General features: G+C 36.1%; 12 protein-coding genes, 1 tRNA gene and 1 riboswitch. Of the genes, 12 read left to right on the top strand and 1 reads right to left on the bottom strand.

What is annotated here, in order from left to right; translation table 11 throughout:
* The first annotated feature begins 44 nt into the window (after positions 1–44).
* The 4 genes from DES36_RS02710 (at position 45) to DES36_RS02695 (ending at position 5,014) form a co-directional block, all read left to right on the top strand.
* On the top strand, positions 45–1,466 hold the full coding sequence (locus tag DES36_RS02710) for an FAD-binding oxidoreductase (protein WP_113919857.1): 1,422 nt from the start codon (positions 45–47) through the stop codon (positions 1,464–1,466).
* A gap of 123 nt (positions 1,467–1,589) precedes the next feature.
* The gene (locus DES36_RS02705; protein ID WP_113919688.1) at positions 1,590–3,176 is read left to right on the top strand and encodes an L-lactate permease; all 1,587 of its coding nucleotides are present in this window, start codon (positions 1,590–1,592) and stop codon (positions 3,174–3,176) included.
* A gap of 113 nt (positions 3,177–3,289) precedes the next feature.
* Complete coding sequence (gene larA, locus DES36_RS02700) at positions 3,290–4,564, top strand: nickel-dependent lactate racemase (RefSeq protein WP_113919687.1); 1,275 nt, start codon at positions 3,290–3,292, stop codon at positions 4,562–4,564.
* Positions 4,565–4,819: 255 nt separating this feature from the next.
* Positions 4,820–5,014, top strand: coding sequence for a CooT family nickel-binding protein (locus tag DES36_RS02695; protein WP_170128148.1), 195 nt, complete (start codon positions 4,820–4,822; stop codon positions 5,012–5,014).
* 119 nt (positions 5,015–5,133) lie between these two features.
* Here the strand turns inward: DES36_RS02695 and DES36_RS02690 are convergent, their stop codons facing one another.
* Positions 5,134–6,882: a phosphoenolpyruvate carboxykinase gene (locus DES36_RS02690; RefSeq protein ID WP_113919685.1), complete on the bottom strand. Its 1,749-nt coding sequence runs from the start codon at positions 6,880–6,882 to the stop codon at positions 5,134–5,136.
* Between the two features lie 256 nt (positions 6,883–7,138).
* On the opposite strand from DES36_RS02690, the gene DES36_RS02685 reads away from it, so the two are divergent.
* The 8 genes from DES36_RS02685 (at position 7,139) to DES36_RS02650 (ending at position 16,343) form a co-directional block, all read left to right on the top strand.
* Positions 7,139–8,152, top strand: coding sequence for a 3D domain-containing protein (locus DES36_RS02685; protein WP_113919684.1), 1,014 nt, complete (start codon positions 7,139–7,141; stop codon positions 8,150–8,152).
* Between the two features lie 617 nt (positions 8,153–8,769).
* Positions 8,770–8,844, top strand: a tRNA-Gln gene (locus DES36_RS02680).
* A gap of 209 nt (positions 8,845–9,053) precedes the next feature.
* Positions 9,054–9,752: a superoxide dismutase gene (locus DES36_RS02675; protein WP_113919683.1), complete on the top strand. Its 699-nt coding sequence runs from the start codon at positions 9,054–9,056 to the stop codon at positions 9,750–9,752.
* A 193-nt stretch (positions 9,753–9,945) separates the two neighbouring features.
* Entirely contained in the window at positions 9,946–11,175 is a 1,230-nt protein-coding gene (gene pepT / locus DES36_RS02670) for a peptidase T (RefSeq protein WP_113919682.1), read from the top strand.
* 197 nt (positions 11,176–11,372) lie between these two features.
* Positions 11,373–11,548: riboswitch (Lysine riboswitch) on the top strand.
* Between the two features lie 254 nt (positions 11,549–11,802).
* Positions 11,803–13,101, top strand: a complete 1,299-nt coding sequence (locus DES36_RS02665) for an FAD-dependent oxidoreductase (RefSeq protein WP_113919681.1) — start codon at positions 11,803–11,805, stop codon at positions 13,099–13,101.
* Between the two features lie 35 nt (positions 13,102–13,136).
* Positions 13,137–14,537, top strand: coding sequence for a hypothetical protein (locus DES36_RS02660; protein WP_113919680.1), 1,401 nt, complete (start codon positions 13,137–13,139; stop codon positions 14,535–14,537).
* A 272-nt stretch (positions 14,538–14,809) separates the two neighbouring features.
* Positions 14,810–15,649 (top strand): DMT family transporter, encoded by an 840-nt coding sequence (locus tag DES36_RS02655; RefSeq protein ID WP_113919679.1) that lies wholly within the window; start codon positions 14,810–14,812, stop codon positions 15,647–15,649.
* Positions 15,650–15,719: 70 nt separating this feature from the next.
* Positions 15,720–16,343: a carbonic anhydrase gene (locus DES36_RS02650; protein ID WP_113919678.1), complete on the top strand. Its 624-nt coding sequence runs from the start codon at positions 15,720–15,722 to the stop codon at positions 16,341–16,343.
* Positions 16,344–16,511 lie beyond the last annotated feature (168 nt).

Genomic DNA, 16,511 nt, shown 5'->3' with positions numbered 1-16,511 from the left:
TTCGGAATAAGAAATAGAGGAGGTAAAAGATGACAACGGCAACTATGCAATATGAGGCGATTGATCAAAATGATGTGAATTATTTACTATCTATAGTTGGAGAAGAAGGATTATTTGTTGGAGAAAACAATATACATGATGACTATAGTGGAGATGAATTAGCTGGAATTGAAAGATATCCAGAGGTGTTAGTGTATCCCAAAAACACACAAGAAATAAGCAAGATACTAAAATATGCTAACGAAAACAGGATTCCAGTTACAAGTAGAGGACAAGGAACAGGCCTAGTAGGTGGTTCTGTAGCCCTTTATGGTGGAATTATGCTCAGTACAGAAAAGATGAATAATATATTAGAGCTGGATGAAGAGAATCTTACAGTAACTGTAGAGCCAGGGGTACTCCTTATGGATCTTACTGCCTTTGTAGAATCTCACGACTTATTTTATCCTCCAGATCCTGGTGAGAAAAGCGCCTCTATAGGTGGAAATGTATCTACTAATGCAGGAGGTATGAGAGCGGTAAAATACGGTGTAACTAGGGACTTTGTAAGGGGTATAGAGTTTGTTATGCCAGACGGCACAGTTATGAACTTTGGTGGTAAAATCGTTAAAAATAGTTCAGGATACAGTTTAAAAGACTTTGTAGTAGGTTCAGAAGGAACCCTTGGGGTAATCAGCAAATTGATTTTAAAATTATTGCCTTTGCCAAAGCATAAATTGAGCTTACTAGTTCCTTTTAAAGACCTTTCTTCCGCTATTAAAACGGTGCCAGAAATAATAAAGTCAAAGAGCATCCCTACAGCGATTGAGTTTATGCAGGGAAAGGTTATTTTAGCATCGGAAGAATTTTTAGGAAAGAAATTCCCGGATAATTCCTCTGATGCATATCTCTTGCTTCAGTTTGACGGCAATTCTAAAGAAGAAATTGAGATGAACTATGAAAAAGTAGCTGATATCTGTTTAGAATGCGGCGCATTAGATGTGCTTATTTCAGATACAGACGAAAGACATGATTCCTTATGGACTGCTAGAGGTGCGTTTTTAGAGGCCATTAAAGCTTCTACTACTCAAATGGATGAATGTGACGTAGTTGTACCTCGAAATAAAGTAGCGGACTTTATTATCTTTACAGATCAATGCCAAAAAGAATGTGATATTCGAATAAGCAGTTTTGGCCATGCTGGAGACGGAAACCTTCATGTATATCTATTAAGAGACGAGATGGACGAGGAAACTTGGAATAAAAAAGCTGCCGCTGTATTCGAAAGAATGTATCAAAAAGCGTTTGAAATGGGTGGAGCTGTATCAGGAGAACACGGTATAGGCTTTGCAAAATTACCATATCTTGAAGAAGAATTTGGCGAAAAGGGAATGGAACTATTTAGACGAATTAAGTTAGCCTTTGACCCAAATGAGATCATGAATCCTGGAAAGCTCGGTTCTAATTACAGAGTGAGTTTATACTAAATAAAAGCGATCAGCCACCGGCTTAGGGTATTTCTTTCGGGTCCTTTATTGTTACTGAAGGTAGCTTGTTTACTGGTAGCTGAAGGTTGGCGGCTGATGGCTATTTTAAAAAGGAGGATTATTATGTGGCAACCAATTGACGATCCACTATCTAATGGCTTTTTATCGACAATTTTAGCATTATTGCCAATTTTATGTGTTTTAGTTTGTTTAGCAATTTTAAAGATAAAAGCTTATAAGGCGACTATTTTATCCATGGCTATTGCCTTTGTACTCAGTGTGACTGTTTGGAATATGCCTGTAAATTTTGCGCGTCAGGCTGTAGTAGAAGGGGTAATTACTGCTATGTGGCCAATTATATGGGTCATTATTGCAGCCATTTTTACCTATAATATTACAGTAAAAACAGGGGCTATGGGAACGATTAACAAGACTCTTTCCAACATATCTCCTGACCAAAGAATCCAAGTATTAATATTAGCTTTTGCTTTTGGTGGCTTTTTAGAGGCATCTGCAGGCTTTGGTACTGCTGTTGCTATACCAGCTAGCTTACTTGCAGGTATGGGATTTAATCCGGTCTTTGCAGCAGTGATTTGCCTTATAGCCAATACTGTACCAGTAGCTTTTGGAGGAATAGGAATTCCAGTTATTACCCTTGCAGAGGTAACCGGACTGTCTTTAGAACAATTATCTGCTTATACGGCGTTTCAATTATTTTTCTTTATAATCGTTTTACCATTTGTCTTAGTTCTCGTCTTGACAAAATCCTTTAAGACATTAAAAGACGTCTTTGGGGTGTGCTTGATCAGTGGGCTTATCTTTGCTGTTCTTCAGACTTTAGTAGCTATTTATGTGGGACCAGAATTAGCAGCTATAGTAGGTTCTTTAGGATCCTTACTAGCCATCATTTTATATGTGCGAGTTTTTCCTGTTAAAAATGTTTGGCGTTTTCCAGATGAACGAGAAATTGCTGCAGGTGTAAGCGAAGCAGAAGTCATTACTGGTAAGCAACAACTTAAATCTTGGGCACCATATATTGCGCTCTTCGTCTTAATCATGTCTGTCAATTTAATACCTGCCTTAAAACCATTACATAATATAGCTTCAAAAGTCCAACTTTACTTCGGACCTGGTGGAAAGCCTGTATCTTTACAATGGTTAACTACTCCAGGAACATTGATGTTTTTATCTGCAGTCATAGGAGGACTGATTCAAGGAAAGCAAGGAAGAAAAATTCATGATTTAGTAGAGACTTTTATAGCTTCTATTAAACAACTCATTCCAACCATTGTTGTGGTTTCAAGCATTGTAGCTATGGCAAAACTCATGGGTTACAGTGGAATGGTATCTGTTATTGCCGTCTCTATTGCTACTATTGCGGGAAGCGCATATCCTCTTATTGCACCATTAATTGGAGCTTTGGGAACCTTTGTAACAGGCAGTGATACATCTTCTAATATTTTGTTTGGCGCATTGCAAACCCAAACAGCTCTCCAAATAGGAGCTAATCCTGCTTGGTTAGCAGCAGCCAATACTGTCGGTGCCTCAGCAGGCAAGATGATCTCACCGCAAAGTATTGCTATTGCTGCTTCTGCTACCAGCTTAGTTGGAAAAGAGGGAAAAATTTTAAATACTACATTACCTTACTGTATAGGATATACCCTACTACTTGGCATTGAAATACTGGTAGTAGGTTGGCTGTTCTTCTAAAAAAAGCGTCCATTATCTGGACGCCTATACTTGTTTATTCGTCTTGAGTTTAGTATTTAAACAATCATTTGACCACTATTTATCTATCGTTAATACAAAAAGGAGGAAAGAATATGTCTATTATTAAACTACCATATGGAAAAGATTTTATGGAAGCGAATATCCCTGATAGCAGATTAAATGCTGTCTTAGAATCAAATATGCATTATTATAAACCTAAGAAGAGCCAAGAAGAGCTCGTGGTAGAAGCTCTTGAAAATCCAATAGGCACTCCTAGGCTAAAAGATATTGCAGTGGGCAAGAATAAAATTATTATCATTGCAAGTGATCACACAAGGCCAGTTCCTAGCAAAGTTATTATGCCTTTGATGTTAGAGGAAATCAGACGAGGAAATCCAAATGCAGAGATTACCATTTTAATTTCTACGGGATGCCATAGAGGTACTACTAAAGAAGAGCTCATTTCAAAATTTGGCCCTAAAATTGTAGAAGAAGAAAATATTTACGTTCACGATTGCTTAGATGAAAGTATGCTAGTAAAAATAGGTACCCTTCCATCTGGAGGAGATCTTATCATCAACAAATTAGCAGTTGACGCAGATTTATTGATTTCAGAAGGCTTTATTGAACCTCACTTCTTTGCAGGTTATTCTGGTGGCAGAAAAAGCGTTCTTCCAGGGATTGCTAGCAGGACTACAGTCATGTACAATCACAATGCAGAGTTTATTGCAAGTGATTACGCTAGAGCTGGAGTCATAGAAGGAAATCCTCTACATAAAGATATGCTTTATGCTGCAAGGGCTGCTAGATTAGATTTTATCGTCAATGTAGTTATCAATGCGCAAAAAGAAGTGGTCTATGCAGTAGCAGGAGATGTAGACTTAGCCCATATAGAAGGGCGAAACTTTTTAAATAGCCAGTGCAAAGTACAAAGTGTTCCAGCAGATATTGCCATATCAACAAATGGAGGATACCCTCTAGACCAAAATATTTACCAGGGAGTAAAAGGTATGACCGCAGCTGAAGCCACAGTAAAAGAAGGCGGTGTCATCATCATGCTAGCAAAATCTAACGACGGTCACGGGGGAGAACAATTCTACAAAACTTTTCAAGAAACAGAAGATTTAAGCAAGTTAATGGAAGGAATTTTAGCAACACCTAGGGAAAAAACGATACCCGATCAATGGGAAACCCAAATATTAGTTCGGATTTTACTAAAGAATAAGGTCATCTATATTTCCGACACATCAGACGAGATGATTCAAGATATGCACATGATTCCAGCTCACTCTATAGAAGAAGCCCTAGAAAAAGCGAATGAGATACTCGGGAATAAGGATGGGAAAATCACTGTAGTTTCTGATGGAGTGTCGATGATTGTAGAGTAACGAAAAGCGCCGCGTGGTGCTTTCTTATTATCGCAAAATAATGAATCAAGTGGTTGCTCGCAAACATTTGGCGACTATGGCGTAACCGCGAGAAACTTCGCGGAGCGTGTTTCTTATTGACAGTCGAACCTTTTAGGATTATACTGAATTTAAAGAGGGGAAAAGGCATATAATAAAAAAAGCATTATATTAAAAACTTTTATTATAAAATACTCTTTTAAAATGAAATCAAATCTTGAAAGGGAGGATTCATATATGTGTCTAGGTAAAGCTTTTGTAGAAAACAACAACAATGAATTAAATCCTATAATGGAAAATGTTTCTCAAATTGCAATGGAAAATGGTTTATTAGTTTTAACTTCTTTGTTCGGAGAACAATGCTCTGTATCAGGTGAAGTAAAACATATTGATTTTGGCAACTCAAAAATTATCATTAAAGAAGCAAACTAATTACATTAAAATAAGTTAAGAAAAAGACAGAATCTCCTACGAGATTCTGTCTTTTTTTAACTCTGTCTTTTTTTAACAATGAAAATAATAGTCCAAAAGGTTTAGTGAACTCAACATTTTTATTCGTTAATCACTTTAAACAAATCAATAGCTGCCTTTTCAGGGCCGGATTTTTCCTTTCCTTGGATCCCTAGTTGAGTTTTTAATTGGCCTACAAATATACCTGTTTCAAAGGCCTTTGTAAAAAATTTTTCGATGAGAGGATCGCAAAGATCTTGTTTTTGTTGTGGACCAAAGGGATTAGCAAAATAGGAAGTAGTTAATCCTGTTTCGGTAGTCGTTCCCTTAGACATTCTTCTACCGGCTTTAAATACTTCTATGGCCTCTTGTACGGTTTTAAAACGGTCTATACAAGACTCATCTTCTTTTACCTTAGTGTAATTATTTGCATAGAGCAAAATATCTACAGGAAGCCCTTGCATAATATCTTTATAGGTAGCTACAGGATTGATTAATCGAGCATTGATTTTATCTGGATTCATAAAGATAGATCGGTCTAGCTCTTTAAAAGCATAACCTGTATCCAAGTCATCAAGTCGAACAAAAGCACCAATTTCTGTTCCATAGGCTACAATTTTATTTTCTTTGCGGCCAATATGAAATGTACCCATATCATCAAAAATAATCGTCAAGTCACTTATATAATCTTCAGATAAGCTTCTAAAAGCTTCAATGCTCTCACTTTTTCCTGCACCGCTATCGCCGACGATGACAATATTTGAACTCTTGCCATTTTTCATTACAATATTGACCATAGCACCATGAATAGGTAGATTTCCTCTTCTTAGTTGTAAGATATTGTGTAAAGTAAGGCTCATCTTTTTTAAATAGCCAAAATAATCGTATTTCTCATTTAAGGTTACAAATCCAACCATCATTTGATTCACTTCGTCTACGTAAAACACATCTTTAGGTTCTCGGTTAGAGTCGTGACCTCCATAAACGTAAAGTAAATCGGGTTTGCGTCCAGCAATTTCTTGCTCTGTAGCCATCTGAAATAAATTAGAGAGAGAAACTCCTTGAGTTAAAAAATCTCGGTGTATAAAAATATAAGCTAGCAAGTTCCCTATTTTTGCTGGATAACAGAAAAAGTGATCTGTATTAATTCCAGCTCGACGGATAGGATTTGTAAACACTTCTGTAAAAAAACCATCACGAGTATTTCGCTTTGGATAAGTGATAAAGGGCGTTTCCATAACGATGTTTTTAATAAAGGGTATATCTTTTAAAATCACGTATTCTCGAGGGATGGGCCAAATGCTTTGACCAACGATCAGGCCTACATTTGTACCAGCTGGAACTTGGCGGTAAACGCTAGGAGTAGTCATAGACAAATTGTTTGTAATCTTTCGATACATATTGAGAATAAGCTCATCAAATTTTTGTTTTGATTCTATAAAATTGATGTTTTGTAAACCTTCTGTTCCCTTTTCTTCCTGAATAATACAATACCTTTCAATACTTCTCCAGTACTTATAAACAGCTTCAATTAAATGTCTGAATTTTTCTTTATGTTCATATAAAACAGAAAACTCAGGGAAAGACTCAGAAATCTCTTTTGAAGTCATAATAGTAAGAAGCTTCGTGATTTTTGTAATTGCAAAGATTTGTCTCTCAAGATCATTTTTTTGCAAGGTCTCACTTATAAGGCGATATATCCGATTAGGTTGTTCCTTATTCTTTTTTAAGAAGTGCTCTAAAACACCTCTAAAGGCATCGCTATTTAGGACTTGCTCTTCCGTGCGGCAATATTTCATGGAGAAATTTAATAGAATTTTATCATTGCTAATAGACCACTCTTTCTTCATGTAAACCTTCCTTTCTATATCTACTTTAATCTATGGCATAAAATGAGTACCTTATATAATATCATATATTTTTTTAATTAGACCCAAATTTTACATCTGTAGACTCTATTATAAATATTATTCTTGTCTACAAAAAGTCAAGATTTTATGAATAAAATAAAATATGTAACAATATAATGTTTAATAGGTAAAGAATATGTAAAAATACTGCAGATAAGAAATCGAGATGTTTAATTAATTTGAGGAGGTAAGAATAGTGAACCTAGAATGCATTAGGTTTTTCTTTATCAGAAAAAAAATGATCTTCATAGGAGTTGCTCTTTTTGTTTTGACAGCTGTGCTTGCTCTAATATTTTCGTATCGGCAGGTAATCATAGAGGTAGACAATCAAAAAGTACAATATGCATATAATGGAAATAAAACCGTAGCCGAAGTGCTAAAAGCAAATCAAATCACAGTTAAAGAAGAAGACATCGTAAAGCCTGCAAGAAATGAAGTGTTAAAAGACGGATCGGTTATAAATATTGACCGAGCTATACCTGTCCGTATTTTCGTTGAAGGTGAGTACAGAGAAATATACACTACACAAAAGGAAGTTGCAAAAATTTTAGAAGATGCAAATGTTGTCATAGAAGACCATGATATTGTCAAGCCCGCATTATACGCAAGCGTCAATAGAGGCGATAATATACATGTGACGAGAGTAGATGAAAAGTTCGATACCACAGAAATCGTAATTAAATACGAAAAAATCGTAAAAGAAAATAATTCTTTAGAGGAAGGACAATTTAAAATTGTCCAAAAGGGAGTAGATGGATTAAAGACCATTGTGGAAAAGGCCACCTATCACGATGGAGTAGAATTTAACAGGGAAGTAGTAGATGAAAAAACTCTTGATCCCGTTGATGAAATCAAAGAAGTAGGTAAAAGGGCAAAATTAGTGGCAAATAGATCTTCAACAAACACTCCTGTAAAAGGAAGAACCATAACAATTGAAGCCACTGGATATTGTTCTTGTCATAAATGCTGTGGTCCATATGATGGAAGCACTACAGCATCAGGCATCTCTCCAGCAGAAGGAAGAACTGTTGCTGCTTCTAAGAATTATTCTTTTGGAACAAAAGTATACATTCCTTACTTTAGCAATACCTTTGTCGTAGAAGATCGAGGAGGAGCTATTCAAGGAAATCGAATCGATATTTACTTTAGCAGCCATCAAGAAGCTCTCCGGTTTGGAAGAAGAACTTTAGAGGCGACGATAGTTAACTAGGTTGTAGTTTTATGAATGGTTTTGAGATTAAAGAGCTATTACTTAACAATGGTTCAGCTTCTGTTTAACGATTGTTAGAACCTATTGGTCTGAAAAAGAATTTTAAATCAAAAAATATGTTTAACTAAAAAGATATCGGGTATATAAGAAATACAAGGATAGGAAATACAAGGATAGGAAATAAAGCAACTGTGGTTTGTTTTATAAGCAAATTGTATAGGGAAATGATCAATAGGGAATGTATTAACCTCCTAGTGATATAGGAGCCTACTCTATGACAGGTTTTTACCTGATGATATAGATTGGCAACTAAGGATGACGACAATGCTATCTAAAACTTAGCTTGCAAATCGAATCCGATTCAATGGTATTCCCTATATGAAAAGCTTATAAGAAAATCACCCTTAAAAAGCCTAGACCTTGTAAATACTAGCCATAGGAAAGGAAAATTACATGACGAGTGAGTACGAGATATAAGGGATGTATTACGAAATACATGTAATCATCCCTTATATCATTTTTTGTTTATAGTAAAAAACGGGGTAAAACTCGGGAAAGCTCTTGATTTTTTTGAAAAAAAGGAGTACAGTAATTAATGTATTCTTTCTAGACACTATTGGGGCGTCGCCAAGCGGTAAGGCAATGGACTCTGACTCCATCATTCGTAGGTTCGAATCCTACCGCCTCAGCCAATAATTAATGTGAGAGTTTATAACATCTACTGTATGGTAGGTGTTTTTTTGTGTAAAGAAATATATATTAACTGAAAGCAGCATGCGAAAAAAACACCTTGCCTTTAGGCGCATTTAATTTCAGCTTTTGGCTTTCCTTTTTAGTGTTCCACATTCTCACACCTATGAATAGAATAATATGGCACAAAAAACTATTGGAGGTGCTTTTTATGGAATTTAGAATGATTCCTCCTGGACAGCATGTACTACCGCCATTGCCTTATTCTTATGATGCTTTGGAACCGGTATTAGGTCAGGAGACTCTTAGGATTCATCATGATAAACATCATAAATCTTATGTAGATGGTTTAAATAATGCAGAAATTAATTTAGTAGAAGCTAGAGAAAATGGGGATTATAATTTAATTAAATATTGGGAAAACGAGCTAGCCTTTAATGGCTCTGGTCATATCTTGCATAGCATTTACTGGACGATTATGGCTCCTTTAGGAGCAGCAAGACAGGTAGGAGTTCAAACCTTAAATCAAATCAATATGTACTTTGGTAGCTTTCAAAAGTTTAAAGATCAATTTATAAGTGCATCTGATAAAGTAGAAGGGTCAGGATGGGGCGTTTTATCTTGGCAACCAACTTGGAATCGATTAGAGATCTTACAAGCTGGAAAGCATCAAAATCTCACTCAATGGAGTGGTATTCCTATACTAGTTTGTGATGTGTGGGAACACGCTTATTATTTAAATTATCAAAACAAGAGAAGAGATTACATTGAAGCCTGGTGGGATTTAATCGATTGGCAAGAAGTAGAAAGACGTTTACTTTACGCTATGAAGGGTCAAGTGCCGTTAACTCGTGAAAAGGAAAAGGCATATAATCAAAGTGTTCGCTCCTTTCATCCGCACTTAGGGTAAATAAACGGTCAGCATTTTATATTGAAAAGCGCTTCGGCGCTTTTTATCTATCTTAGTGAGTTTTGAATGAAAAGTTATAAGAGCTGGATGGGGAAATTTACAATTATTCAACTACTGTTTAACCATCGTTCACCTATCGTTCAAGTAAATTATGGTATACTAATATCAAAAGAAAAATAAAGGAGATATTAGAATGGAAAAAATCGTTGAAAGATTTTTAAAGTACGTAAAGATACACACTACATCTGACTCAGAATCTAATTCGCACCCTAGCACTTCACGTCAATTTGATTTAGCAAAGATATTAGTGGAGGAGTTGAAGGAATTAGGTTTAGAAGAGATTTCTTTGGATGAAAATGGATACGTTATGGCAACCTTGCCTTCTAATATAAATAAAGAGGTACCTACTATTGGGTTTATCGCTCATATGGATACAAGCCCAGATCTATCTGGAGAAAATGTCAATCCGCAAATCGTTGTTAATTATGAAGGTGAAGATATCTTATTAAATGAAGAAAAGCAGATCATCTTATCTCCAAAAGATTTTCCGGAATTAAAGGAATATATAGGGCAAACTTTAATCACTACAGATGGAAATACTCTACTTGGAGCTGATGATAAAGCTGGGATTGCTGAAATCCTTACTGCTATAGAATACCTTATAGAGCACCCTGAAATTAAACACGGAGTTGTTAAGATAGGATTTACTCCCGATGAAGAAATTGGAAAGGGAGCCGATTTATTTGATGTAAAGAAATTTGCTGCAGATTTCGCCTATACAGTAGATGGTGGAGAAGTAGGGGAGTTAGAATACGAAAATTTTAATGCTGCTGGGGCAAGAATAAAAATTCAGGGAAGAAATATTCATCCAGGTAGTGCTAAAAATAAGATGATCAACTCTATTGAGATTGGAATGGAAATTAATCGGCTACTACCAGAAAATCAAAAGCCTCAGTATACAGAAGATTACGAAGGTTTTTTTCATTTGACAGACTTTAGAGGCAGTGTAGAAGAAACAGAAATCTACTATATTATTAGAGACCATAATAGAGAGCTATTTGAAGAGAAAAAGAAGCTCTTATCAGAAATCCTTCGCCTAGTAAAGATAAAGTACGGAGATCATATTATCCAAATAGATATTAGAGATCAATACTACAATATGAAAGAAAAAATCGAACCCGTTATAGAGATTGTAGACTTAGCAAAAGAGGCCATGGAAAAGGTGCATGTTGAGCCTAAAATTCAACCAATCCGCGGAGGAACAGATGGAGCTAGATTGTCCTTTGAAGAATTACCGTGTCCAAATATCTTTACAGGTGGACACAATTTTCATGGAAAATTTGAATACATTCCAGTAGAATCTATGAAAAAGGCAGTAGAGGTTATTGTGAAGATAGCTGAGCTAAATGCTAGTGAACGGTAGCCGAGCAATGGTTGAACAATAGTGAAACGATGGTTAAACAATTGTTCAAGGATTGGAAAGTCTTCAGAGGCTGGCTTCGTGGGTCTTAAGATCCGACCCTGGGCTCTAGGAGGACTCTTTATCGAATATATTCAAAGGACATGAAATCCTTGTATTAACACAAATATTATGTTATCATAGAAACAATTTAATAAAAGCTTCATGATAGAGGCGTGCTTGACAAGAGTATTTAAGTGGAGGCTGTAGAGGGTCGATAAAGCTTAAAGAAAGGGGAGAGCACCGAAGAAATAAGTAGTCTCTACTGCTTATTTCTGGGCACAAGGTGAATAACTTTGTGACTGTCACCGATTGCAGGTGGAGTGCTATCTTGTTTGATTTCGGGATATTCATAACTAGAAAACAGGCATTGGTACTTACCAATGCCTGTTTTTGTCGTTTAATAGCAAAGCGAAACCCTCTATATTGAGAAAGTTCTTATTCAAGTGCAAATAATCAAAGGTAACGGTCACTACTAGTGACCTGAAGGTTTTACATAGAACTTACAACTTAGAACTAAAGCGCCAAAGGCGCTTATTATTATGAGGTTCAAAAGATATTTATAAAAAACAAACAACAGGAGGAAATACATTGACAAAAGTAATTGTAATTGGTGGAGGCTGGGCTGGTTGTGCAGCTGCAGTAGGAGCTAAAAAAGTAGGTGCAGAAGTAACCCTTTTAGAGAGAACAGACATGCTCTTAGGGACAGGACTTGTTGGCGGAATTATGAGAAATAATGGCCGATTTACTGCAACAGAAGAATTAATTGCTATGGGTGGAGGAGATTTATTTACAATATGTGATAAGACCGCCAGACATAAAAGTATTGAATTTCCTGGGCATAAACACGCAAGTTTATATGATATTGCATCAACTCACGGAGAGGTTCTCAATCATTTACTTCATTTAGGTGTTGAAGTCGTCTTTCAAGGAAGAGTAAACAATATTCACATGAAAGAAGACAGAATCCTATCTGTAGAAGATCAAAGGGGTCGCATTTTTGAAGGAGATGTATTTGTAGATACAACAGGTACTGCTGGACCTATGAACAATTGTGTAAAATATGGAAACGGCTGCGCAATGTGTATTTTAAGATGTCCTAGCTTTGGTGGCCGTGTTAGCTTAGCAGGTTTAGCTGGCGTTAAAGAGATGATTGGTAAAAAGGCGAATGGGACAGTGGGTGCTATGAGTGGTTCTTGTAAACTGTATAAAGAATCATTATCTCAAGAGATACAAGATACATTAAATGAAACGGGAGTAGCTGTTATTCCAGTGCCTGAAAATTTAAAAGAAGATCACCTTGGCGTAAAAGCATGTCAACAGTATGCGCTGCCAGCCTTTAAAGACAATATCATTTTACTAGATACTGGCCATGCGAAGCTTATGACACCTTTTTATTCACTAGAAAGACTTCGCCAAATTCCTGGCTTTGAAAATGCTAGATATGAAGATCCGTATGCAGGTGGTGAGGGGAATTCTATGAGATACATGAGTATGGCTCCAAGAAGCAATGCTCTTAAAGTAGACGGGCTAAGCAATTTATTCTGTGCTGGTGAAAAAGCAGGTTTACTTGTTGGGCATACAGAAGCTATTTGTACAGGCGTTTTAGCTGGACACAATAGCGTGCGTCATGCTTTAGGTATGGAATTACTTGAATTACCAAATAAATTAGCGGTAGGTGACGCTATTTCTTATGTAAAAGAAGCTATGGCTACAGAAGAAGGCATGGGACAAAAGTTTACATTCTCAGGCTCTGTGTATTTCGAGAGAATGAAAGAGCTACAATTATATTCTACAGATGTACAAGAGATTGAGAATCGAGTCCACTATGCAGGTTTATCAAATGTTTTTGAAAATAAAATAGTCGAAGAGAAGCCTCAATTGCGCTAAAATTTCGTACTTGTAAATCAATTGGGGAGGCCATTATGATACAATTAACAGCTTTACATTATGTATATTATCTTTTTGTTTTAACGATCATTATAACAATGGGCTTTAAAAAAGATACTCTTCTACCTTGTATTATTGGTATATTAGTAATTGGAGCCATGTATACAGGGAGTTTTATAAAGGGCGTTCAAGTAGTTTATAATGCTCTTATTGCCTCGGGAAACGAGTTTTGGGGAATTATTGTGGTCATCTCTTTAGTTATTGCTATGAGTCGAGCTCTTCGAGATATTGGCGCTGATGAAGTGATGATTCGACCAATTAAAAAGATTATGAAAAGTCCAACGATTGCCTTTTTTGCACTAGGTTTCGTTATGCTCTTTTTTTCCTGGTTTATATGGCCATCACCAGCTGTGGCCCTAGTAGGCGCTATTATGTTACCTGCTGCCCTACAAGCAGGCTTATCGCCAATTTGGGCAGCAGTAGCAATGAATATCTTTGGGCATGGTATTGCCCTATCTAGTGATTTTTTTATACAGGGGGCTCCTGCAATAACGGCTAAAGCAGCTGGTATTAGCGATTCCTTAATACTTAGTAGGGACAGTTTTCCACTGTGGTTAACTATGAGCATAGTAACCGTTATTTGTAGTTTTATTATGCTAAAAAAAGACATGAAATCAGGTGCAATGGAATGTGCAATTACCTCCATTGATATATTAGAAGATAAAATAGAAAAAAATTCTGAGGAAACCTGTAAAAAACGCAGTGTTGGTCTAATCTTTGTTTCTATTGCCACTCCACTAATATTTCTTTTAGATGTGTTTTTTATGTACAAATACCAGCTAAAAGGTGGAGATGCAACAGCTTTAGTAGGAGGTACGGCTATTTTAATAATGTGTTTTGTGTCAATGATTTGCCATAAACCTGGTGACTGTTTAGAAAAAGTTACAGATTATATTAAAGAAGGCTTTATTTTTGGCATTAAAGTATTTGCCCCTGTAATCATTATTGGCGCTTTCTTCTTTCTTGGAAATGAAGACATGGCAAAGAAGATTTTAGATCCAAATGCGACGGGTTTATTATCTGATTTAGGTTTATATCTATCTAATGCTGTAGATTTATCTATATTATCTGTTGCAGGTATTCAAATGTTAGTAGGAGCCATTACAGGTCTCGATGGCTCAGGATTTTCTGGTCTTCCTTTAGTAGGATCTTTAGCGAGTGCTTTTGCCACTGGCGGAGGATTTGATTTAGAGGTGCTTGCAGGTCTTGGACAATTAAGCACTATTTGGATTGGTGGAGGAACAATTATCCCTTGGGGAATTATACCAGTAGCTGCTATTTGCAATGTTAGTCCACTCGAACTTGCTAGAAAAAATTTCAGACCTGTTATGATCGGTTTTGCAGCAACATTTATCGTAGCTATGTTTTTGCTTTAAATGATTGGACGGAAAAACCTTACTAACTTTAATTATGATATTGTTTTACTAATTATTTTAAGTGCCTGATGGGCACTTTTTTAATATAGTTGAAAATGTTACTTTTGCCCCAAGCCTCCACAGGAGTTATCCTGGAGCGCTAGCGAAGGATCTTGACGCAAAAGGAATACCTTAATTCTCAAAAAGTGCGGAAGGCACATTTTGAGAGCGTATAAATTTTATAATGGTATAATATAAGTATATGGAAACTTTTTAAATAAAGGAGGCACACTATGTCAGATCGCAGTAAAGGTATTTCATATATGTTGGCATCATCGCTTTTTTTTGCTTTAATGGCAGCTGCAGTTAAATTTGCTGGAGATATTCCTACTATGGAAAAAGTATTTTTTCGAAATATTGTAGGTGTAGTTGTATCGGCTCATGCTATTATTAAATCTGGAGAAGGGTTTAAAGGAAATAATACAAACTACCTAAGCTACCGAGCAATATTAGGATTTTTAGGGGTTGTTTTTTATTTTTATGCTTTAGGAAACTTGCCTTTAGCAGATGCCGTCGTACTCAATCAAATAAACCCTTTCTTCGTCATAATATTTGCAGTATTATTCTTAGGAGAAAAAATTAAAAAACTACAAATCGGGGCAATTGTATTGGCTCTTGTAGGAGTAGTGTTTGTATCTCAACCTCAATTTGACTATACTGTTATTCCAGCTATTGCAGGTTTATTGTCTGCTATTTTTGCAGCCTCTGCTTATACTATGATACGGTATTTAAGTAAGACAGATACTTCTAATGCTATCGTATTTTATTTTACAGGTATTTCAACATTGCTGACGATTCCATTTATGTTTTTTGGTGGTTTTGTCATGCCTACTTTATTTGATTTCATCGTTTTGCTTACAGTAGGTATATTCGCCACTTTTGCACAATATTTTATGACAATTGCCTATTCTTATGCGCCAGCAGGAGATCTCTCTATCTATTCCTATGGAAATACTGTATTTTCGATATTTATCGGCATTTCTATATGGAGTGAAATTCCAAATTATTTAAGCATGATAGGCGTAACTTTGATTTTAATAGGTGCTTATTTAAACTATAGAGCAAAAAAGTAGTTTATTAATTAACAAAAATAGTTTAATATATAGTATGAAAACAAAACAAAGACCTTTGGGAGGGGGAATCATGCAAAAGTTATTAGATGGAATCATCAATTTTAGAAGAAAAGATTATGAAACTCACAAGGAGCTCTTCTGGGACCTAAAGACAAGTCAACATCCCCATACTTTATTTATTACCTGCTGTGATTCTAGGATTCATCCTAATATGATTACAGGAGCTCTACCGGGGGAACTATTTATCGTCCGCAATGTGGCCAATATTGTGCCTCCATATAGTGAAACCTCAGAGTATGTATCGATTATGTCCGCGATTGAATACGCTGTTCTTGCTCTTAATGTTGAAAATATTATTGTCTGTGGACATTCAAATTGCGGTGGTTGCGCAGCAAGCCTGAAGGGCATAGGAGATCATAGCGATTTTGTGCACACGAAAAAATGGTTACAACTTATTGAGCCTGTCCGAAATAAAGTCATAGATAAAATCCCAGACAATGAACCAGGTGCTAGAAAATGGATGATGGAACAGGGAAATGTTCTAGAACAACTAAAGAATTTGGGGACCTATCCCTATATAGTAGAAAGGGTAAATAGTGGAAGATTGCAATTAAGTGGTTGGCACTATATTATTGAAACAGGAGAAGTGTATATTTATAAGCCTGAAGAAGAAGGATTTGTATTGTCGAATTAAAAATAGCGAAAAGCTGAAAGTGGAACTTTGCTGAGAGCTCCACTTTAAGGCGAGAAAGTGGAGAGGCAGACGACAGACTGTGTGAAAACAAAGGTTTCTACACCTCAAATAGTAAAAATATAGTATAATATAGTTATAAAAGTCGAAATTCGAGGTGTAGTTATGTCA

The organism is Alkalibaculum bacchi (genome assembly GCF_003317055.1).
Lineage (GTDB): Bacteria > Bacillota > Clostridia > Eubacteriales > Alkalibacteraceae > Alkalibaculum > Alkalibaculum bacchi.
The sequence above is the reverse complement of the archived record's forward strand: the minus strand, read 5'-3'. Positions and strand labels throughout refer to the sequence as shown.

What these genes read in the sequence shown, in the direction of transcription:
- DES36_RS02690 (WP_113919685.1), bottom strand. Translation starts at nt 6,882, where the DNA reads ATGAAGAAAGAGTGGTCTATTAGCAATGATAAAATTCTATTAAATTTC.
- larA (WP_113919687.1), top strand. Translation starts at nt 3,290, where the DNA reads ATGTCTATTATTAAACTACCATATGGAAAAGATTTTATGGAAGCGAAT.
- DES36_RS02705 (WP_113919688.1), top strand. Translation starts at nt 1,590, where the DNA reads ATGTGGCAACCAATTGACGATCCACTATCTAATGGCTTTTTATCGACA.
- pepT (WP_113919682.1), top strand. Translation starts at nt 9,946, where the DNA reads ATGGAAAAAATCGTTGAAAGATTTTTAAAGTACGTAAAGATACACACT.
- DES36_RS02675 (WP_113919683.1), top strand. Translation starts at nt 9,054, where the DNA reads ATGGAATTTAGAATGATTCCTCCTGGACAGCATGTACTACCGCCATTG.
- DES36_RS02655 (WP_113919679.1), top strand. Translation starts at nt 14,810, where the DNA reads ATGTCAGATCGCAGTAAAGGTATTTCATATATGTTGGCATCATCGCTT.
- DES36_RS02660 (WP_113919680.1), top strand. Translation starts at nt 13,137, where the DNA reads ATGATACAATTAACAGCTTTACATTATGTATATTATCTTTTTGTTTTA.
- DES36_RS02695 (WP_170128148.1), top strand. Translation starts at nt 4,820, where the DNA reads ATGTGTCTAGGTAAAGCTTTTGTAGAAAACAACAACAATGAATTAAAT.
- DES36_RS02650 (WP_113919678.1), top strand. Translation starts at nt 15,720, where the DNA reads ATGCAAAAGTTATTAGATGGAATCATCAATTTTAGAAGAAAAGATTAT.
- DES36_RS02710 (WP_113919857.1), top strand. Translation starts at nt 45, where the DNA reads ATGCAATATGAGGCGATTGATCAAAATGATGTGAATTATTTACTATCT.